The 20,738-nt window shown below is 73.9% G+C and carries 15 protein-coding genes; 8 read left to right on the forward strand and 7 right to left on the reverse strand.

What is annotated here, in order from left to right:
• Nucleotide 1: 1 nt before the first annotated feature.
• From ACIBJF_RS20525 to ACIBJF_RS20535, 3 genes are all read left to right on the forward strand, one after another.
• Nucleotides 2–1,366 (forward strand): PP2C family serine/threonine-protein phosphatase, encoded by a 1,365-nt coding sequence (locus tag ACIBJF_RS20525; protein WP_399175403.1) that lies wholly within the window; start codon nt 2–4, stop codon nt 1,364–1,366.
• Between the two features lie 80 nt (nt 1,367–1,446).
• Nucleotides 1,447–2,823 carry a VWA domain-containing protein gene (locus ACIBJF_RS20530; RefSeq protein ID WP_399175405.1) on the forward strand — a complete coding sequence of 459 codons (1,377 nt, stop codon included), beginning with the start codon at nt 1,447–1,449 and terminating at the stop codon, nt 2,821–2,823.
• A 35-nt stretch (nt 2,824–2,858) separates the two neighbouring features.
• On the forward strand, nt 2,859–4,310 hold the full coding sequence (locus ACIBJF_RS20535; RefSeq protein ID WP_399175407.1) for an FHA domain-containing protein: 1,452 nt from the start codon (nt 2,859–2,861) through the stop codon (nt 4,308–4,310).
• A gap of 15 nt (nt 4,311–4,325) precedes the next feature.
• Here ACIBJF_RS20535 and ACIBJF_RS20540 read toward each other — a convergent pair whose 3' ends face one another.
• Complete coding sequence (locus tag ACIBJF_RS20540; RefSeq protein WP_399175409.1) at nt 4,326–5,303, reverse strand: methyltransferase domain-containing protein; 978 nt, start codon at nt 5,301–5,303, stop codon at nt 4,326–4,328.
• 79 nt (nt 5,304–5,382) lie between these two features.
• Between ACIBJF_RS20540 and ACIBJF_RS20545 the strand changes: the two genes are divergently transcribed.
• The 4 genes from ACIBJF_RS20545 to ACIBJF_RS20560 all read left to right on the forward strand — a co-directional run bounded on the left by ACIBJF_RS20545 (nt 5,383) and on the right by ACIBJF_RS20560 (nt 13,256).
• Complete coding sequence (locus ACIBJF_RS20545) at nt 5,383–5,787, forward strand: globin (RefSeq protein ID WP_399175410.1); 405 nt, start codon at nt 5,383–5,385, stop codon at nt 5,785–5,787.
• Nucleotides 5,788–5,939: 152 nt separating this feature from the next.
• Entirely contained in the window at nt 5,940–9,296 is a 3,357-nt protein-coding gene (locus tag ACIBJF_RS20550; RefSeq protein ID WP_399175412.1) for an FtsX-like permease family protein, read from the forward strand.
• Nucleotide 9,297: 1 nt separating this feature from the next.
• On the forward strand, nt 9,298–12,045 hold the full coding sequence (locus tag ACIBJF_RS20555; protein WP_399175414.1) for an FtsX-like permease family protein: 2,748 nt from the start codon (nt 9,298–9,300) through the stop codon (nt 12,043–12,045).
• A gap of 248 nt (nt 12,046–12,293) precedes the next feature.
• Nucleotides 12,294–13,256 (forward strand): ABC transporter ATP-binding protein, encoded by a 963-nt coding sequence (locus tag ACIBJF_RS20560; RefSeq protein ID WP_399175416.1) that lies wholly within the window; start codon nt 12,294–12,296, stop codon nt 13,254–13,256.
• Between the two features lie 11 nt (nt 13,257–13,267).
• On the opposite strand, the gene ACIBJF_RS20565 is transcribed toward ACIBJF_RS20560, so the two are convergent.
• Genes ACIBJF_RS20565 through ettA form a run of 3 tightly spaced genes read right to left on the reverse strand, consistent with a single transcriptional unit; the run spans nt 13,268 to nt 16,035 of the window.
• Nucleotides 13,268–13,945 carry a hypothetical protein gene (locus ACIBJF_RS20565; RefSeq protein ID WP_399175418.1) on the reverse strand — a complete coding sequence of 226 codons (678 nt, stop codon included), beginning with the start codon at nt 13,943–13,945 and terminating at the stop codon, nt 13,268–13,270.
• Nucleotides 13,942–14,364, reverse strand: a complete 423-nt coding sequence (locus ACIBJF_RS20570) for a thioesterase family protein (RefSeq protein WP_351797547.1) — start codon at nt 14,362–14,364, stop codon at nt 13,942–13,944. Before ACIBJF_RS20570 ends, ACIBJF_RS20565 begins: the two co-directional genes overlap by 4 nt.
• A gap of 6 nt (nt 14,365–14,370) precedes the next feature.
• Nucleotides 14,371–16,035 carry an energy-dependent translational throttle protein EttA gene (gene ettA / locus ACIBJF_RS20575; protein ID WP_399175421.1) on the reverse strand — a complete coding sequence of 555 codons (1,665 nt, stop codon included), beginning with the start codon at nt 16,033–16,035 and terminating at the stop codon, nt 14,371–14,373.
• 331 nt (nt 16,036–16,366) lie between these two features.
• Here ettA and ACIBJF_RS20580 point away from each other — a divergent pair, with 331 nt between their 5' ends.
• Nucleotides 16,367–16,567, forward strand: coding sequence for a hypothetical protein (locus ACIBJF_RS20580; RefSeq protein ID WP_399175422.1), 201 nt, complete (start codon nt 16,367–16,369; stop codon nt 16,565–16,567).
• Between the two features lie 327 nt (nt 16,568–16,894).
• On the opposite strand, the gene ACIBJF_RS20585 is transcribed toward ACIBJF_RS20580, so the two are convergent.
• The 3 genes from ACIBJF_RS20585 to ACIBJF_RS20595 all read right to left on the reverse strand — a co-directional run bounded on the left by ACIBJF_RS20585 (nt 16,895) and on the right by ACIBJF_RS20595 (nt 20,532).
• Nucleotides 16,895–18,067: a PP2C family protein-serine/threonine phosphatase gene (locus ACIBJF_RS20585; protein WP_399175424.1), complete on the reverse strand. Its 1,173-nt coding sequence runs from the start codon at nt 18,065–18,067 to the stop codon at nt 16,895–16,897.
• Nucleotides 18,068–18,339: 272 nt separating this feature from the next.
• Complete coding sequence (locus ACIBJF_RS20590; protein WP_399175425.1) at nt 18,340–19,752, reverse strand: Cys-Gln thioester bond-forming surface protein; 1,413 nt, start codon at nt 19,750–19,752, stop codon at nt 18,340–18,342.
• 297 nt (nt 19,753–20,049) lie between these two features.
• Nucleotides 20,050–20,532 carry a single-stranded DNA-binding protein gene (locus ACIBJF_RS20595; RefSeq protein WP_390681156.1) on the reverse strand — a complete coding sequence of 161 codons (483 nt, stop codon included), beginning with the start codon at nt 20,530–20,532 and terminating at the stop codon, nt 20,050–20,052.
• Nucleotides 20,533–20,738 lie beyond the last annotated feature (206 nt).

Consider the following 20,738-nt stretch of genomic DNA (forward strand, 5'->3'; position numbering starts at 1 on the left):
GATGTCGCAGAAGCCCCAGCAGGCCGCACTGGCGAAGTGCCCGAGCTGCGCGGAGCCCGTCGAGCCGGGTGACCTGTTCTGCGGAGCGTGCGGGTACGACCTCTCCGTCGTACCCGAGCCGCCGCAGGACCATCCGACGCTCACCATGACCGACTCCGCGGACGGCTCCTGCGGGGACGGCGTGGCCTGGCCCGCCCCCGAGCCGGACGGCTCCGGCACCCCGCCGGCGGCGCATCTGCCGGCCGACCTGGCCGGCACCGACTCCGGCGGCAGGCCCCTGCCCGGGCCCGAGCACGAGTCCGGCACCGACCCGCACGCGCAGGGAGCGCGGCAGCCGGCCGGTTCCGGGGTGCGCTTCGACCGGCCCGCGGAGCCCGACGAGTACCCGCTGCAGGCGCCCGACCCGCGAGTGGCCGAGAACCCCGGGGGCACAGCCGTGCCGGAGGAGCCCGCGCAGGTGTGCGTGGCCTGCCGGGCCGGCCGGGTGGACAGCGACGGCTACTGCGAGAACTGCGGGCACGCCCAGCCCCGCGAACGCGACCACATGGAGCGCGAGTCGGGCCCGGTGGCCGCCGTCAGCGACCGGGGCCTGCGCCACCACCGCAACGAGGACGCCTTCGCCGTCGGCCACACCGCGCTGCCCGACGGCACCCCGGCCGCCCTCGCCATCGTCTGCGACGGCGTGTCCTCCGCGACCCGCCCCGACGACGCCTCGACCGCCGCCTCCCAGGCGGCCGGCGACGCGCTGCTGGCCGCCCTGCCGCGCGGCACGCATCCGCAGACGGCCATGCACGAGGCGATCGTCGCCGCCGCACAGGCCGTGAACGCGCTCGCCGAGGAACCCGCCACGGCCCGTGAGCATGCCCCGCACCAGAACGCCCCGGCGTGCACGATCGTCGGCGCGGTGGTCACCTCGGGGCTGCTGGTCGTCGGCTGGGTCGGCGACAGCCGCGTCTACTGGGTGCCGGACGACCGCAGCGCGCCGGCGGCCCGGCTGACCGAGGACGACTCCTGGGCCGCGCAGATGGTCGCCGCCGGCCTGATGAGCGAGGCCGAGGCGTACGCCGACGAGCGCGCCCACGCGATCACCGGCTGGCTCGGCGCGGACGCCTACGAACTGGAGCCGCACACCGCGTCCTTCAAGCCGGACCGGCCCGGAGTCGTGGTGGTGTGCACCGACGGCCTGTGGAACTACGCCGAGACGGCCGAGGAGATGTCCGAGGTCGTGCCCGCCGACGCGGCCGCGCGTCCGCTGCACAGCGCCCGGGTCCTGGTCGGCCACGCCCTGGACGGCGGGGGCCACGACAACGTAACAGTGGCCGTCGTGCCGTTCCCGGCGCCGCCGCAGGGGGCAGGATCGGCCTGAGGCCGCGGGCCGGAGGGGACCGGCCCGTTCACCGCCATCGCCCTGCATCGGCAGGGCGTCCGAGGGGGATTTGAGTACGCATGGCCAATTTCGCGAAGTCGCATGTGCCGCAGTTCTCGATGGACGTCTATCAGAACGAGTACCTGCCGGAGGGCGGGCGCGAGGTCAACGCGATCGTCACGGTGACCTCGACCGGCGGCGGCACGGTCGGCGGCGCCGTGGCGCCGCTGTACCCGCGGGGCCGGGGCCCCTCGGCCGCCGTGGCGCTCATGGTCGACTGCTCCGGTTCGATGGACTACCCGCCGACCAAGATGCGCAACGCCCGGGACGCCACGGCCGCCGCCATCGACACACTGCGCGACGGCACGCACTTCGCGGTGCTCGGCGGCACCCACGTGGCCAAGGAGGTCTACCCTGGCGGCGGACGGCTCGCGGTCGCCGACGCCGGCACCCGCGAGCAGGCCAAGCAGGCGCTGCGCAAGCTCGGCGCGGGCGGCGGCACGGCCATCGGCACCTGGCTGCGGCTCGCCGACCGGCTGCTGAACTCGGCGGACGTCACCATCCGGCACGGCATCCTGCTCACCGACGGCCGCAACGAACACGAGTCGCCCGAGGACCTGCGGGCGACGCTGGAGGCGTGCGCCGGACGGTTCACCTGTGACGCGCGGGGCGTGGGCACCGACTGGGAAGTGAAAGAAGTCACAGGGATCGCCTCCGCGCTGCTCGGCACCGCCGACATCGTCGCCGACCCGGCCGGGCTCGCCGCCGACTTCACGCGGATGATGGAGACGGCGATGGGCAAGGAGGTCGCCGACGTCTCCCTCAGGGTGTGGACGCCGGTCGGCACGACCATCCGGTTCGTCAAGCAAGTCGCGCCCACCGTGGAGGACTTGACCGCCCGCCGCACCGAGGCCGGACCGCGCGCCGGGGACTACCCGACCGGGTCCTGGGGCGACGAGTCCCGCGACTACCACCTGTGCGTATCGGTCCCGGCGGCCGACCTCGGCCAGGAGATGCTCGCCGCGCGGGTCTCCCTGGTCGTGCCGCAGGCTGGGGGCACCTCCCGCTCGAGCGTAGCCGAGAGTGGGGGAGGATCGGTACAGAACCTCGGCGCGCAGGGCCTCGTGCGGGCGGTGTGGACCGACGACATGGCGGCCTCCACCTCGATCAACCCCCAAGTCGCCCACTACACCGGACAGGCCGAACTGGCACAAGCCATCAAGCAAGGGCTCGATCTTCGCAAGGCGGGCGATTTCGACGGTGCAACGGCCAAACTGGGGCGTGCCGTTCAGCTCGCCAACGCCTCCGGGAACGCCGATACTGCGAAACTGCTTGCGAAGGTGGTGGACGTGGTCGACGCCGCGACAGGTACTGTGCGGTTGAAGACGAAGGTCGCGGAGGCTGATGAGATGACTCTGGAGACCCGGTCCACAAAGACTGTTCGTGTAAAGAAGTGACCCAGTAGGACATCCGGAGAAGGGGAAGCACCGACATGCCGACCTGCCCGAACGGACACCAGTCGGGTTCCGACGACTGGTGCGAGGTCTGCGGTCACCGCATGGCCGGTGCCGTACCTCCGCCCCCGCCGCCCCCGCCGCCGGGCGGTTACGGCTTCCCGCCCCCGCAGGGCGGCCCGTCCGGCTCACGCCCGCCGGCCGCGTCGGCCCCGGAGCCGGAGCTGTGCCCGCAGTGCCGTACGCCCCGCGAGGGCGGCGCGCCCTTCTGCGAGGAGTGCCGGTGGAACTTCCTGACCAACACGGCCACCTCGTACACCCCGGCCGCGCCGCGCCCGCCGCAGCCGCGGTTCCAGCCGCCGAGCGCGACCTACGGCGGCAATGACGGGTACGAGTACCAGGGCTCGCGGCCCTCGCAGATGAACCGGCCCGCCGAGCCGATCCCGTCCTTCGGCAGCGAGCCGTCGGGCCCGACGCCGTTCGCCGGCGAGCGCGGCCCCTCGGGCCCGCCGACCTCGCCGGGTCCCTCCGGCCCGGGTGGTCCGGGTGGCTTCGGTGGGCCGGGCCAGGGTGGCCCGGGTGCCGGTGGTCCCTCCGGTTTCGGCGGCGGTCAGGGGCAGGGTCCCGGCGGCCCCGGCGGCCCCTCCGCTTTCGGTGGCCCGGGTCAGCCTCAGGGTCCCGGCGGCCCCGGTGGTCCGCCCGGTCCGCCGCCCTTCGGCCGTGAGCCGTCCGGCCCCGGTGGCCCCACTCCCCCCGGTCCGCCCCAGGGCGGTCCCGGCGCGCCCGGTCCCTCCGGCTTCGGCGGCGCCCCCTCGCGCCCGGTGCCGCCGCCCGGCCCGGCCGGTCCCGGCGGTGCCCCGCAGGCGTTCCAGCAGCCCGGTCCGCCCGCGCCGCCCGTGTTCCCGGACGAGACCGGCCAGCCCTCGGGACCCACCTCTCCCGGCCCCGCCTTCGGCGGTGACGACGACTGGGTGATCTCCCCGCCGTCGGCCTCCGGCCCCGGCGGCGGCCAGGGCGGCGGGTACGGCTACCCGCAGCCCGGCGCCGCGCAGGCCCCGTCCGTCCCGGGCTTCCCGCAGCAGCGGGCCACCTGGACGGCGACCATCGGCCCGGACCGCGAGTACTTCATGGCGATGATGCAGCGCTCGGGTCCCGAGGCCGCGGGGCTGAACCTGCCCGCGTACTCGCCCGAGCAGCAGCGCACGCTCGGCGGCAACCAGGTCACCATCGGCCGCCGCCGGCACTCCACCGGCGACACCCCCGACATCGACCTGTCGGTGCCGCCGGAGGACCCGGGCGTCTCGCACCAGCACGCGGTGCTGGTGCAGCAGCCCGACGGCAGCTGGGCGGTCGTCGACCAGAACTCGACCAACGGCACCACGGTCAACATGTCCGAGGAACCGATCCAGCCGTTCGTGCCGGTTCCGCTGCAGGACGGCGACCGGGTGCACGTGGGCGCCTGGACGACGATCACCATCCGCCGGGCCTGAGCACCACCGCGGCGGTCACGGGAGGGGCCAGGCGTACGGCCCCTCCGGCTCGCCCAGCCAGGCCCAGGCGTGCGCGCCGTCGACCGTGACGCCGTACCGCTCGCGCTCCGGCTCGCCCTCGCGCTCCCAGAGCGCGTAGGCCGCCTGCGGGTCGAGGGTGCCCCGGGTCAGCGCGAGCAGGAAGCGGAACGTCTCCTGCTCGCGGGCCCGGCCCGGCAGCCCGGCGAGCGACACGCCCTCCGGACCTCCCCGGCCGTCGCCGCGCAGCGGCACGAAGAAGGCGGCCGTGGGCAGGAAACGGCCCTCGCCGTGGGTCGCGTCCCGGACGGTCAGCGCGAGCAGGCCGGTGGCCAGCGGGGTCAGGATGCGGGCGCCGGGGCGGCACTGGGCGAGCCAGGCGCGCGGGACCGTGGACAGCTCGCAGGTGGCGATGATCCGGTCGAACGGGGCGCGCTCGGGCACACCGCGCGCGCCGTCGCCGGTGACGACGGCCGGATGGAATCCGGCCGCGTCCAGGTGCCGGCGGGCCGACTCGGTGATCTCCGGTTCCAGATCGACGGTGGTGACCAGGTCGTCGTCGCCGAGCCGGTGCGCGAGCAGGGCCGCGTTGTAGCCGGTGCCGGCCCCCACCTCCAGGACCCGGTCGCCGTCCTCGACCTCCAGCGCGGCCAGCATCCGCGCCATCAGGGAGGGCTGACTGCTGGAGGAGACCAGCTCGCCGTCGCGCAGCCGGGTGGCCAGCGGAACGTCCTCGTAGACGCCGCGCACCCAGCGCTCGCGGGCCTCGGCGTCGGGGCTCTCGCCCCAGCGGCGCTCGTAGCCGCGCGGCCCGGCGACGTAGTAGTACGGCACGAACAGGTGCCGGGGCACCGCCGCGAACGCCTCCCGCCACACCGGGTCCCCGGCCCAGACCCCCTCGGCGTCGATCTCCCGCACCAGCGCGGCCCGCGCGGCGGCGGCCAGATCGTCGGTCTCGGCGTCGTAGGCACCCATGGGTCCACAGTAGGGGCCGGGCGGGCCCTGCGGTCCTAAGCCTCGAGTCCTGGGTCACCCGGTCTGAGACGATGGACGGGTGAATGAGATTCGGCGCGGCACGCTTCAGGAGCAGACCTTCTACGAACAGGTCGGTGGGGAGGAGACCTTCCGCCGGCTGGTCCACCGTTTCTACGAGGGAGTCGCCGAGGACCCGTTCCTGCGGGCGATGTACCCGGAGGAGGACCTGGGGCCGGCCGAGGACCGGCTGACCCTGTTCCTGATGCAGTACTGGGGCGGCCCCACCACCTACAGCGGGAACCGCGGCCACCCCCGGCTGCGCATGCGGCACGCCCCGTTCAAGGTGGACCGGGCGGCGCACGACGCGTGGCTGCGGCACATGCGGGTGGCCGTGGAGGAGCTCGGGCTGTCCGAGGAGCACGAGACGACGCTGTGGAACTACCTGACGTACGCCGCCGCGTCGATGATCAACACCCCGGACTGACGAACGACCGTCGCCGAACGCCGTATTCCGGTCGTGCGTGGCCGTATTCCGGTCACGATCTGGTATAGACCGCTCGACGACCGCTTACCCGGAGCCGGTCGGCTCTGTCAGCATCGCCCGAAGGTCTGGAGTACCGGACACACGGGGGCCGGGTGACGGGGTTGGTCTTCTCACGCGCGCGTGCGCACCGGCTGCTGCTGAGTGCCGCGTTGCTCACCGTGGTGCTGACCACCGCGGTACTGGCGACTCTCACCGCGTACTCGGCGGCGATCGGCGACGCCGCGCTGCGGCATGTGCTGGCCGATCAGCGCAACGCCGCCGACGCCGCGCTGATCGTCAAGGCCGACGTGCCGCCGGACGGCCGGGCCGCCGCCGACGCCGCCGTACGCGCGGGCGCCCGGCGGACCTTCGACGGCCTGCCGGTGATGCTGAGGACCCTGCGCCGCTCGGGCCCCTACGCGCTGCCCCGCTCGCTGCAGCCGCCAGTGGACCGGTCCGGCGACCCGGACCTGACCTACCTCGCGGCACTGGACGGCACGCAGCTGCGGCTGACCGCCGGCCGCCTCCCGCGGCGTAGCGAGGGCAGCGTCGAGGTCGCCGTCCCGCAGACCGCCGCCCGGGCGCTGCGGCTGAAGCCGGGTGACCGGCTCACCCTGACCGACCGGCTGGACGGCCCGGCGGTACGGGCGCGGATCACCGGGCTGTACCGCCCCGTCTCGGTGACGGCGCCGTACTGGCAACTGGACGACCTGCTCGGCCGCGGCGCGAAGAAGTCCGCCTTCATGACGTACGGCCCGCTGCTCGCCGACTCCTCCGTCCTCACCGGCGGCCGGGTCAGCACCGGGCCCACGGCGTGGCTCGCGTCGGCGGACTTCGGCCGGATGACGACCGCGCGGATCGGCCGGCTGCGTACGGCGGCCCGGGCGGGCAGCGCGGGCCTGCGCGACCGCGCGGCGCTGCACGGTACGACGATGGCGCAGACCTCGCTGCCGGACGTCCTGGACCGGATCGACCGCTCGCTGCTCGTCGCCCGCTCCACGCTGCTGATCGTCACCCTGCAACTGGTGCTGCTCGCCGGGTACGCGCTGCTGCTGGTGGCCCGGCTGCTCAGCACCGAACGGGCCGACGAGACCCGGCTGTTGCGGGCACGCGGCGCCTCCCGGGCCCGGCTCGCCGCCCTCGCCGCCGCCGAGGCGCTGCTGCTCGCGCTGCCCGCGGCCGGCTGCGCACCCCTGCTCGCCGGCCCGCTCACCGCCCTGCTCGCCGCACACGGCCCCCTGGCCCACCTCGGCCTCCACCTCGACCTGCCCCCGGCCGGCCGCCCACTCGTCTGGCTGGTGGCGGCCACCGCGGCGCTGGGCTGCGCCCTGGCGGTGACGGTACCGGCGGTGGCGGACACGGGGGCGTGGGACCGAGGGAGCCGGTCACGATCGCCGGCGCCCCGGCGGGGCGGCCGGGGCGCGGCGCCCTCGCACGCGGGTGCCCGGCGCCCCGCCAGACCCCTCTCGCTGTTGCGGCGCCGCCCCGCCTCCGCCGGGCTTCTCCCCGCTCCCCTGCGCGCCGGTGCGGATCTCGGGCTGCTCGCGGTCGCCGGGGTGGCCTACTGGCAGTTGGGGCGGCAGGGGTCGGGAGGTGTGACCGCCGACCGGTCCGGGGCGCTCGGGGTCGATCCGCTGCTGGTGGCCGCGCCCGCGCTGGCGCTGCTCGCCGGGACCGTGCTCACCCTGCGCCTGCTGCCGCCCGTGGCGCGCTTCGCCGAGCGGTGGGCGGCGGGCGGGCGCGGGTTGCCGGTGGCGCTGGCCGGCTGGCAGTTCAGCCGACGCACCGTGCGCGCCGCGGGCCCGGTGCTGCTGCTCGTCCTCGCCGTCGCGCTCGGCATGCTCGCGATCGGGCAGGCCGCGTCCTGGGGCCGCTCGCAGGACGACCAGGCCGACTTCCGCGCCGGCGTGCCGGTACGGGTGGTGTCCGCCGGGGAGGGCGGCCTCGGCCGTACCGACCTGTACGCCCGGCTGCCGCACGTACGCGAGGGGGCACCGGCCGTGCGCGTCTCCCAGCCGCTATCCGGCGACCGTACGGCGACCGTGCTGGCGCTGGACACCGGGCACGCCGCGGACGCCGTGCTGATGCGCCCCGACCTGGCCGGCGTTCCGGTACGGCCGTTGCTCGCCGGGCTGGCGCCGCGGGACTCCCTGGCCGGGACCCGGGTGCCCGCGGGCACCGCCCGGCTCGGGCTGACGGCGAGCCTGCGCAGTTCGGCGGGGCCGGGGGTGGTCACCGACGTGACGGTGACGCTGGCGGACCGGTACGGGGTGCCGTACCAGCTGCCGTTCGGACAGCTCCCCGCGGACGGGCACCCGCACGCGCTGAGCCTCGACGTGAGCGCCGCGCCCGGCCCGCTGACCCTGACCGGGCTCCGCCTGGACATGAACCAGCCCGGCAAGAAGGCCGAACACCGGCTGAACCTCGAAGAGTTGACGGCGACCGGCGCCGACGGCCGGGCGCACCGGCTCGCGCTGCCCGCCAGCTGGAAGACCGCCGCGGAGGCCGCGGGCGACGCCGTCGCGAGCCAGGCCACCAGCCCGACCCGCCCCCGGGTGACCGGCAGCCACACCTTCGTCTACAGCACCGGCTACCTCCCGGAGGCCGACGCATGGCGGGTCGCCTCCCTCACGATCCGGCTGGAGGTGCCGCAACACGCGCCGGCCGCGGTCCCCGCCGTGGTCACCGACCGCTACCTGGCGTCGGCCGGCGCCCGGGTCGGGCAGCGCGTCGACCTGGCCGTCGGCGACCACACGCTGCCGGTGCGGATCGTCCGTGCGGTGCGCGGGCTGCCCGCCACCGCCGACCCGACGGCCACCGGCGCCCGCGACGGCGGCGCCGTCCTGCTCGACCTGCGCGCCCTGAACCAGGTGCTGCAGGCCCGGTACGGCGACGGTGCGACGCCGAACGAGTGGTGGCTGGACACCGGGCCGGGCGCCGCGGCGGGGGTGGCCGCCGCCGTACGGGCCCTGCCGGACGTGGACCCCGGGCAGGTGGTGGTGCGCGACGAGATCGCCGCCGAGCTGCGCGACGACCCGTTCGGGGCGGGCCCGACGGCCGCGTTCACGGCCGCGGCCGTGGTGGCGGCGGCGCTCGCCGCGGTCGGGTTCGCGGTCGGCGCGGCGGCCGCGCAGCGGGCCCGCGGCACCGAGTTCGCCGTGCTGCGCGCACTCGGCGTGCCCCGCCGCCGGCTGGCCCGCACGGTCGCCGCCGAGCAGGCCGTCCTGGTGGGCCTGGCGCTCGCGGTGGGCCTGTGCCTCGGCACCGTACTGGCCCGCGCCGTCCTGCCGCTGATCGTCCTGACCGGCGAGGCCACCCGCCCGGTACCGGACCTCCTCGTCCAGCTTCCGCCCGGCCGGGTGGCGTTGCTGCTCTGCGCGGTCGCGGTGGTCCCCCTCACGGTGGCGGCCCTGCCGACCCTGCGCCGCACGGACCCGGCCCGGGTACTGCGTGAGCAGGGGGGTGAGTGAGGTGAATCACGACAAGAACGGGGCGGGCCGTCCTCTGTCGCGTGTCGTCGCGCCCTGGGTGCGGACCCGGCTGCGGGCCGCGCCCACGGCCGCCGGCGCGCTCGCGCTGCTGGTCGCGCTGGCCGCGTGCCTGGCCGGCGCCTTCCCGCGCGCGGTCGACCGGTACGAGGACGCCGGCCTGCGGCGGGCGTTCACGCAGGCGCAGCCCACCCACACCACCGTGCTCGTGCAGGCACCCGCGCCCGACCTCGGCCTGCCGGCCGGACAGCGGGCCACGGCGATACGCCCGGCCGCGCTGGAGCGGCAGTACCGGCAGATCCTCCCCACGGTCCACAGCCCGCTGGCCGTCGACCGCGCCCAGTCGGTGTACGGCGTCGCCAGTGGCGTGAACCCGGAGGTGCCGGACGCGTTCCTGCCCCGCCCCACCGGGTTGCCCGCCTGTGTCTCGCTGTTCGCGCCGAGCGGCCTGGCCGACCACGCGCGCCTGAACGCCGGGCGCATGCCGCGCGCCGACCGCACGGTGGACGCGAGCACGCCCGAGGTGGAGGCCGCCGTGACCGCCGCCACCGCCAAGTCCCTGCACATCAAGGTTGGTTCCGTCATCCATGTGCCCGGGGCCGGCCGCCCCCCGCTCGCGGTCCGGATCACCGGCATCCTCGACCCGCGCGACCCCGACGGCGCCTACTGGTCGACCGTGCCCCGTATGCGCAGCCCGTTCCTGGTGACGATTCCCAGCCCCGGCGGGGACCCGCCGAAGTACTGGCTCGGCACGCTGCTGCTCCCCCAGGAGGCGGCGCCCGCACTGCTGGGCACGGCCGCGCGCCCGTTCCGCTACTGGTTCCTCGCGCCCGACCCGCACGCCCTGCACGCCCACGACCTGGACCGGCTGAAGTCGGCCGTGGCCGCCCTGGAGTCCGGCCCCGCGCTGCAGCGCGCCCGCGCCGTCACCGACGTCAACACCGACATCAGCACCGGCCTGGACGACACCCTCGGCTCCTTCGCCGAGCTGCGCTCCGGCATCGCCCCGCTGGTGTCGGTGGCGGCCGCCGGCACCGGCACGGTCGTCGCGGTCGTCCTGTTCATGACGGGCGGGCTGGCCGCCGACCGGCGCCGCGCCGAACTCGCCCTGCTGCGCGCCCGCGGCGTCTCCCTGCCCGCGCTCGCCGGGCGGCTGCTGGCCGAGACCGCCGTGGTCGCCGTACCGGCCGGAGCGCTCGGCCTGGCCACGGCCCTGCTCACGGTCCCGGTCGGCCGCACCCCGTACGCCGTGGCCGCCGCGGCCGCCGTCACCGCGACCGCCTGTGCCGCCCTGCCGCTGCGCGCCGCCCTGGAGCACCGCGTGGTGCGGGCGACGGCCGACCGCGCAGACGTGGCCACCGAACGGCCCTCCCGGCGCCGTACGGTCGCCGAGCTGACCCTGCTGGTACTGGCCGCCGGAGCGGTCGCGGCGCTGCGGCGGCGCGGCACCACCGGCGACCAGCTGATCGCACTGGCCCCGGTCCTGGTCGGCGTCATCGCCGCGCTGCTGCTGCTCCGCCTCTACCCGCTGCTGCTGCGCCGCCTCACCGGCCCGGCGGCACGCCTGCGCGGGGCGACCGGCCATCTCTCGCTGGCCCGCGCCGGCCGCGCCCGGATCTCCGCGGTGCTGCCGCTCGTGGCGCTGCTGACCGCGCTGACCACGGCGGCGTTCGGCGGCTCGGTGCTGGCGGGCGTGGCCGACGCCCGGAACCGGGCGGCACTGCTGACCGTCGGCGCCGACGCCCGCCTGGACTCCGACGCCCCGCTGCCGACAGCGGCGCCGGCCCGGGTGCGGGCCGTGGACGGGGTGCGGGACGTGGCGGCCGTGAGCATCGACTACCAGGCCAAGCCGGTGGACGGCCAGGATTCGGTGTCGCTGGTGGGCGCGGACCCGTCGTCCTACGGCGCGCTGACGGCCCGTACCGGCCTGGGCGCCTTCCGCCCGGCCGCGCTGGCCTCGCGCTCCGGCCGTCCCCTGCCGGCGGTGGCCTCGCCGTCCGTCGCCTCCGAGTACGGCACCCGGCGCCCCTTCCCGGTCCGGCTGTCGGACGGCAGCACGGTCACCGTGCGCATCGCACTGGTCCGCGACGCCACTCCGGCGGTGTCCGGCGGCAACTTCCTGATCGTGAACCGGGCCGGCCTGCCCTCCCCCGCCGACCGCCCGACGGCCCTGCTGCTGACCGGCGACCGCCTCGACGCCGGCGCGCTGCGGCACGCGGCCGACGGCTCCGCCACCGTCCATCTCCTGGCCGCGGAGCGCGCCCGGTACGCCGACTCGCCCCTGCAGTCCGGGGCCGGGCACGTCTACACGGCGGCGGTCGCCGCGGGCGCCGGGTTCGCCGTACTGGCCCTGCTGCTGGCCCTCCTCCGCGCGGCTCCCGAGCGCGCCGCCCTGCTGGCCCGCCTGCGCACGATGGGCCTCACCCGTGCGGAAGGCCGCCGCCTGCTCATCCTGGAATCCCTCCCGCAGGCCCTCCTCGCCGCCCTCGGCTCCACCCTGACCGGCTGGGCCACCGTCCGCCTCCTCTCCCCCGGCATCGACCTGACGACCATCGCCCTGTCCTCGGCCCAGTCCCCCCTGTCCGAAGCCGCGCTGAAACCGGACCCGTGGTCCCTGACGATCCCGGCGCTCCTGGTCGTGGTGGTGACGGTGGGCGTCGCGACGGCACAGGCGTGGTGGACGGGCCGGAGAGGCTCGGTGCAGGAACTGAGAGCGGGGGACGGCCGATGAAGGCGCGAGGTCCAGCCACCGCTGCGGGCTGTCGTGCCGCCAGGCCGGCGTCCACCCGGCAGCGGCGGCCGTACCCGCGTTGCTGCGGGCAGTCGTGCCGCTGGGGCGGCACGGGTGGGCGCAGCGGCACCCCGCAAGAGCGGGCAAGCGAAGCCGGCCCCCGGCCGGCCACGGCACTAGGCACCCGTACAGCACCGGCACCCGCACCGCCGTCCCGCAGCACAGGGCACCGTCACGCAGGAGACCCGATGACCAGCAACCCCACCCTCACCGACTTGGCGGACCGTGTCGCGGAATCCCGGAACCAGCCCGCCTACGGCCATGACGCCCTGATCACCTGCGACCGTCTCGTCCGCATCTTCTCCACGGACGGCATCGAGGTCCAAGCCCTCCAGGGCCTAGACCTCCTCGTCCGCGAAGGTGAGCTGATGGCCCTCGTCGGCGCCTCAGGCAGCGGCAAGTCCACCCTGATGAACATCCTCGCCGGCCTGGACACCCCCACCGCCGGCGCCGCCCGCGTCGCCGGCCACGACCTGCTCACCATGACCGCACGGGACCGCCTGGCCTACCGCCGCACAACCGTCGGCTTCGTCTGGCAGCAGACCTCCCGCAACCTGCTCCCCTACCTCACCGCCGCCCAGAACGTCGCGCTCCCCCTCCAGCTCTCCGGCGCCCGCCGCCGTACCCGCGCAGGCCGTCGCGCCCGCACCGAACGCGCCCTGGAGCTCCTGGAGTTGCTGCAGGTGGCCGACTGCCGCGACCGCCATCCGCACGAGCTGTCCGGCGGCCAGCAGCAGCGCGTCGCGATCGCCGTGGCCCTCGCCAACGGCCCGGCGGTGCTGCTCGCCGACGAGCCCACCGGCGAACTCGACTCCCGGACGGCCGCGCAGATCTTCGACGCGTTCCGCACGGCCAACGAGACCCTCGGCACCACGATCGTCATCGTGACCCACGACCAGGCCGTGGCGGGCGAGGTCCGCCGCACGGTCGCCATCCGCGACGGCCGTACGTCCACGGAGGTGCTGCGGCGCAGCGAGATCGACGCCACGACCGGCCACGAGACGGTCGTCGCCCGCGAGTACGCCATGCTCGACCGCGCCGGCCGGCTCCAGCTCCCCGCCGACTACCTCCGCGCCCTGGACATGCGCGACCGCGTGGCCCTGGAACTGGAGTCCGACCACATCGGGGTGTGGCCGGACGACACGGAGTGAGCCGCGTGGGCTCAGCGCACGCTGACGCCCAGCAGGCCCAGGCCCGTTCGCCGTACGGCGACGGACCCGTACGGGGTGCGCAGGCGGAGCCACGCCCCAGAGGAGAACAGCCCGGTGCCGGCCGGATCGGCGCCCGGCCGCAGGAAGCCCAGGGACTGCGCGGCGTGCACGGCCCGCACCGGGAGCCCGGTCCGCCCGATCTCCCGGGACCAGATGTCCCGCCCGATCCGGTCCAGCTCGGCCCGGGTACGGCCCTGCGGCGCCAGTTCCTCCGTACGGGAGCGGAACTCGCCGACCGCCGCGGCGACGGTGGCCCGCAGCGCGTCCGGCGCGGGCAGCCCCGGCACGGGCTGCCAGCCGCCGCGCGGCGGCAGCACACCGGCCCACGGCGGACCGGTGACCGCGGCCGGTACGGCGGCGGTGGCCGCGCGCTCGTCCACGGACTCCAGGAGCTCACCGGCCGAGACGGTCACGTCGAGGGTGGCGTCGAGGCCCTTCTCGTAGGGCTTCGCCAGTCGTACGGCACGGACGGCCAGCACCTCGAAGGACGGGGGCCGGCCGAAGACGGCGAGCGTCGTGCCGGCCGCCTGCAGACGCACCGCGGCTCCACGGTCGTAGTGGAGCAGCCGGGAGAGGAAGGCGGCGAGGTCCGCCGCCTCCGTCTCGTCGGCCAGGTGCAGCACCGTCATGCGGCGACGGCCTCCTCGTCGGCTTCGTCGGCCCCGTCCATGTACTCCTGGAGGAACTCCCGCTCCTCCGCGGTGATCCGGCGCGGCCGCTGGGCCTCGAAGTCGAACGGCACGATCACCGTCGAGGCCCGCACATAGACCAGGTCGGCGTCCTTCACCTCGTAGGCGATGGTGAAGGACGCGGCCCTGATCTCGGTGACCCACAGCTCGATGTCAACCGGGTGGTGCCGGTGGACGAGCTGGCGCTTGTAGTCGATCTCGTGGCGCGCCACCACGGACCCCTGCTTGAACTCCTTGTCCGGGCGGAACAGGAAGTCGATACGGGCTTCCTCCAGGTAGCGGAGGAAGACCACGTTGTTGACGTGGCCGTACGCGTCCATGTCCGCCCAGCGCAGCGGGCAGCGGTAGATGTGGCGCAAGACCGATCAGCCCCGGGTCAGCTTCTTGTAGGTGGCGCGGTGCGGACGCGCGGCGTCCGCACCCAGCCGCTCGATCTTGTTCTTCTCGTACGACTCGAAGTTGCCCTCGAACCAGAACCACTTGGAGTCGCCCTCGTAGGCGAGGATGTGGGTGGCGACGCGGTCGAGGAACCACCGGTCGTGGGAGACGACCACGGCGCACCCGGGGAACTCCAGCAGAGCGTTCTCCAGGCTGCTGAGGGTCTCCACGTCCAGGTCGTTGGTGGGCTCGTCGAGGAGCAGCAGGTTGCCGCCCTGCTTGAGGGTCAGCGCCAGGTTGAGGCGGTTGCGCTCACCACCGGAGAGGACACCGGTCGGCTTCTGCTGGTCCGGGCCCTTGAAGCCGAACGCCGACACGTACGCGCGGCTCGGCATCTCGACCTGGCCGACGTTGATGTAGTCGAGCCCGTCGGACACGACCTCCCACAGCGTCTTCTTCGGGTCGAGGTTGGAGCGGCCCTGGTCGACGTACGAGATCTTGACGGTCTCGCCGACCTTGATGTCGCCGGAGTCCGGGGTCTCGAAGCCCTGGATCATCTTGAACAGGGTGGTCTTGCCGGCGCCGTTCGGACCGATGACGCCGACGATGCCGTTCCGCGGCAGCGTGAAGCTGAGGTTGTCGACGAGGACCTTCTCGCCGAAGGCCTTGTTGAGCTTGTCGACCTCGACGACGATGTTGCCGAGCCGCGGCCCCGGCGGGATCTGGATCTCCTCGAAGTCCAGCTTCCGCATCTTCTCGGCCTCGGCGGCCATCTCCTCGTACCGGGCGAGACGCGCCTTGGACTTGGCCTGCCGCCCCTTGGCGTTCGACCGCACCCACTCCAGCTCTTCCTTGAGCCGCTTCTGCCGCTTGGCGTCCTTCTGGCCCTCGACCTTCAGACGGGAGGCCTTGGTCTCCAGGTAGGTGGAGTAGTTGCCCTGGTACGGGTAGGCGCGGCCGCGGTCGAGCTCGAGGATCCACTCGGCGACGTTGTCGAGGAAGTACCGGTCGTGAGTGATCGCGACCACGGTCCCCGGGTACTTGGCGAGGTGCTGCTCCAGCCAGTTCACCGACTCGGCGTCGAGGTGGTTGGTGGGCTCGTCGAGCAGGAGCAGGTCGGGCTGCTCCAGCAGCAGCTTGCAGAGCGCGACGCGGCGCTTCTCACCACCGGAGAGGTTGGTGACGGGCCAGTCGCCCGGGGGGCACCCGAGCGCGTCCATGGCCTGCTCCAGCTGGGCGTCCAGGTCCCAGGCGTTGGCGTGGTCCAGCTCCTCCTGCAGCTTGCCCATCTCGTCGAGCAGCGCGTCGGAGTAGTCGGTCGCCATCAGCTCGGCGATCTCGTTGAACCGGTCGAGCTTGCCCTTGATCTCGGCGACACCCTCCTGGACGTTCTCCAGGACGGTCTTCTCCTCGTTCAGCGGGGGCTCCTGGAGCAGGATGCCGACGCTGTAGCCCGGGGAGAGGAACGCGTCGCCGTTCGACGGCTGCTCCAGGCCCGCCATGATCTTCAGCACGGTCGACTTACCGGCACCGTTCGGGCCGACGACGCCGATCTTCGCTCCCGGCAGGAAGTTCAGGGTGACATCATCGAGGATCACCTTGTCGCCGTGCGCCTTGCGCGTCTTGCGCATGGTGTAAATGAACTCAGCCAAGAGAAACCGTCCGGCAGCTTGAAATCTGGCAGTGGGCAGATACACCCCATCTTGCCGTACGGCTACCCCTGGGCGGAAACGCGTATGGTCCGATCGCTCTGACCTGGGGTTTCGCTGCTGCGGGCTGCGGCGCGTCCGTCACTGCCGGTCGCCCTTGGTCGGCCTCGGGCATCCTTGCGCGGCCCAGAGACGGCCCAGCGCCGGCCCCGATGGGAACCAGCGGACCGTGGGCTGACCTCTTGGCCGCGGCAAGCCGTCAGTGATCGTGAGGCCGTGTGTTCCCACGGGAGCAGGGAAGGCGGCAGAGCGGGAGGGAGGACAGGAGACAACCGTGACCGTCCTCGCGATCTTTCTCCTCATCATCGGGACGCTCTTGATCCTGATTGGGGCGCTTCTGGTCCTTATCGGGACATTCCTGATCGCTATCGGGGTGGCCTTGATCCTTATGGGGGCGACCCTGATCGCCGTGGGCACGTTCTTGCTGATCCGGAGACTTCTCGGCCGTGATCGGGGACGATCTCACTTCTGGTGAATCCGAGGACAGGCCCTCAGCACAGCCACCTCAGAATCGGATCGATGGATCAAGGCTGAGTCAAGGCGGCGGGGGCCGGCCAGCGGTGAGGACGACACCCGCGCCAGGTGAAGGCTTTGAGGTCTGGCCTCATCTTTATCAGGTCGATCACGGGGGTCTCTCAACGTCGACCAACGGCGCCTGCGCCTCGGTCACACCCCACTCTTCCGGACCGCCAAACACCTTACGGAGCGGCTTTGGGCTGGAGCTGCTTTGGCGCGAAGGATCATGGCCCCGTAAGCTTCCGGCGCGTCGGGCAGTCTGTGGACCTGCCCGGTCCGGAGGCGGTCAGGGGTTGTGGCCGGCCGAGTGGGCGACAGGGCTTCGCTCGTGCGCGCTGTCCGGAAGCCGGTCGATGAGGATCATGGCCACGTCGTCCTTCAGGGAGTCGGCGGTGTGGCTGATCAGCCGCTGATGGAGTTCCTCCAGAAACTGCTGCGGGGTGCCCGCGCTCACGGCTTCCATGGCTTCGGGCAGAGGGAAGAAGTCGCCGGCCGCGTTACGGGCTTCGACCACGCCGTCCGTGTAGAGGAGCAGTCGGTCGCCCGGCTCGAAGGCGTAGCTCTCCGCGGCGGCCTCGGGCCCCGTCATCAGGTCCTCCAGGCCGAGGGGCGGCAGAGGCAGGCTGGGGCCGATGGCGTGGACCCTGCCCCGGTGCAGTACCAGCGGAGCCGGATGGCCGCGGTTGACCAGCTGGACCACGGATCCGTTCGTCACCTGGGCGACGAGTGCGGTGACGAAACACTCCATCCGGTATGCCTCGTCGTGATCGGCGGCGGCGCGCTCCCTGCCCATGGCGGCCGCGCAGTGACTGACGACCTCGGCCAGATCGCGCTGGTAGTGGACGGATTCCCTGAACGCGCACAGTACGGCCGCGGCCGCGCGAACAGCGGGCAACCCCTTCCCCCTGACATCGCCCATGATCATCCGGGTCCCGTACCGGGTCTGGACGGCTTCGAACAGGTCACCGCCGATCTGGGCCCCGGACTCGGCCGCCAGGTAGAGGCTGGCGGCCCGGAGCGGGCCCAGTCGGGGGCTCACGGGCCGCAGCAGGACGTCCTGAGCCGCTTCGGCGACGCGGCGGATCTGGTCCAGCTCGTGTTGTCTGCGCGTCCGCATGACGCCGCTGATGGTGACGCAGGCGACAGAGACCACGATGAGGCCGACAAGGTTGCTGTAGACCGGCCCGGTTCCCCATGAACGGTGGAGGGTGGCCGTCGTGCTCGTGACCGCCAGGGCGCCGACCGCCGTCGACAGGGTGCCCAGGGGGCCCATCGTGAGTGCGGCGAGCGCCGGCATCGCAGTGAGGAGCGGCCCGGTGTACACGGTGTGCATCGGCGAGAGTTCTATGCCGAGTCCCAGGAGCAGGACCGCGAACGGCACGCATTGCTCCAGCCTGAGGAGGAGCCGCTCGTGATCGCCCGCTCCCGGCCCGAGAGAGGCGCGGAAGAGCCAGCGCATGAGAACAGCGTCCCTCTCGGCCGTCGGATGTTCCAACCCCGCCGAGAACATGATCTGCCGGCCACCCACGACGCTCTTGGAAACCGCCCCGCGATTCCCCGTCCCCTCGGGCACGCAAGGGGCCCGGTCACCTTCTGATCCGACGTCTCATGGGCTGGTCGGACGGCTGTCGGCGTCGTCCGGGCGCCGGCCTCACCGAGACGGGGAGGCCCGTCCGCGAAGACACCCGGGCGGCGCATGCCCGCCACGGTGGTATCCCGCGGACGACGTCGTCAGCCGTCGGCCTGTTCGCGCTTGCGCAGCAGGACCAGGACCGCGCCGCCGATCACCACGAATCCGATGGCCACGCCGGCGATCAGCGGAGTGATCGCCGAGCCGCCCGTCGCGGCGAGGTTGGTGCCGGGGGCCGTGGTGCCGCCGACCGAGGCGGGGCTGGGCTCGTTGTGGTCCTGGGCCGTCTGCGCGGTGATCACGCCCTGCGTCTTGCAGTCGAGGACCCCGGTGAAGCGGTGGCTGAAGCCGCCCGCTCCGGTGATCGTGAAGTCGTAGGCCTGGTCCTCCTGGAGCGGCACGGTCACCGTGCGCGAGGCGCCCGCGGGGATGGTGTGCTCGGCGCCCATCAGCTCGAAGGTGAAGGGCTTGTCGCCCTTGTTGGCCGCGAAGATGTCCAGGCCGCCCTTGGCGCAGTTCTTCCGGGCCGACACCGCCGGTATGGCGCCCCCGGCCGCCCAGGTGGCCGTCGCGGTCGCGGAGACCGTGGACTCGCTGGAGCCGGCCAGGATCTGGGTCTGGCTGCGGCTGTCGGAGGCGAAGGCACGGCCCACCGGCACCGTGGTCGACGCCTGCACGCTCAGCTGGGCCGTGCCGTTCGTGGCGTCCTCGGGAATGTCGAAGTACAGCTGGGTGCCGTCCTGCGCGGACGTCATCACCTTGCCGGTCCTGTCGATGATCCGCACCCCGCTGGTGGCCGCGTCCGGCGGCGGGCTCACCGTGACGGTGTTCGCGTTGGTGTGCACGGTCACCGGTCCCAGCACGTCCCCCGGCCGGCCGGAGACCGCCGGCGGGTCCAGGGTCAGCGAGGCCTGCGGTTCGCCGAGGTCGCGGGCGCTCTTCTGCAGATAGTCGGCGAGCTTCTCGGCCTGGGGGTCGACGGCGTCGACGTTCGCGTGGTCGGAGTACCGCCAGATGGCCACCTGGGTGCCGGCCGCCGCGTCCTGCTCGGTCAGGGTGCCGGCGCCCGCCTGGCGGGCGAGCGCGGCGAGGTCGTTGACCTGGGGATAGGAGTTCTGCAGGATCCAGCGGATCCGGCCGGCGTCCTTGTTGCCGCCCAGCGAGGTGCCGCTCCAGGGCGTCTCCTCGTAGAGGGCGTCGCGCTGGGTGGGGTTGTGGAGGTCGACGCAGTACGTCTGGAGGGTGCCGCCGCCGTCGACGGACATCTCGAACAGGCCCGCCGCCACGCGCTGGTCGCCGCCGTCCTGGTGGATCACCGCCTCGCCGTAGGTCTTCAGGCCGTTGATCGTGGCCGTCGCCCCGCCCTGGGCTTGCGGTGTCCCGTCGGTCCCGTCGGCCACGGCCGTACCGGCGCCGGACAGCACACCGGCCGCCACGAGTCCGGTCACCGTCGTGGCGGCGGCCAGGCGGGCCGCTCCGGCGGAACGGCGGAACCCACTGAACGCAGCAAGCACAGAATTCCCCTTCGAGCAGGACCCGTTGGACGGGGGGGGGACGGTCCCACCAGCAGAATCGGCAGCCCCTGGGGGCATGCCCGGCATCCTATGGATCAGCCGGAGCCTCTCCCGCCGGTCGGATGATCCGATGGGCGATCCGATCCGTAATCGTTATCGCCGGGACCGTCCATGAGCTGGGCATATCGACAAATCCACCGGTTCGTACAGGGAGTTCGGCAACCGGGTGCCACGGCGGCAACCGGGTTCCCGGTCCCGACCGGTCCGGCTCCGCCCCGCCGTAACCCGGTACTGACGTCACGTCACCGCGACTGCCTCCGCCGCTTGTTGCGGCGTATCGCTCCCCTCGTCCGGGGTGTCGGCGGGACGCGGTGTCTCCCAGTTCGGCTCCGGCCGGGTCGCCGTCGGAGGTGCCTCCGGTTTGGCCGAGCGCTGGAAGGCGGCCGTACCGCGGGCGAGGTCGTGGCCGATCGCCACGGCGTCGATGTCGGCGGAGGCCCACTGCTGCTGCTCGCCGCGCACCTCCGTGCGCACCTTCAGCCGGCCCTGCACGACGACCGGCTGGCCGACCTCCACGCACGCGGCCACGTTCACCGCGAGCTGGCGGTTGGCCCACACCGTGAAGAAGTTGGTGTGCCCGTCCGTCCAGACGCTCCTCTCCCGGTCCCAGTAGCGCGCCGTCACCGCCAGCCGGAACCGGGCCGACGGACCCGCCGCCGACTCCCGGTACACCGGCTGGGTCGCCACGTTGCCCACCACGCACACGATGGTCTCGTTCACGTCCTCACTCCCCTCCCCCGCCCGGCCCCTTCCGGCCGGGCGGACACGCGCACGGGGCCGTCCCGTACGGCTGTGTCTGTCATGCGGCTGTCCCGTTCGGGCCACCCGTACGGGCCCGTTCGGGTCTGCCGTGGGGGGGGGGGGGGGCCCCCGCCCCCCCCCCCCCCCCCCCCCCCCCCCCCCCCCCCCCCCCCCCCCCCCCACGT

It is taken from the genome of Streptomyces sp. NPDC050743 (assembly GCF_044456925.1).
Taxonomy (GTDB): domain Bacteria; phylum Actinomycetota; class Actinomycetes; order Streptomycetales; family Streptomycetaceae; genus Streptomyces.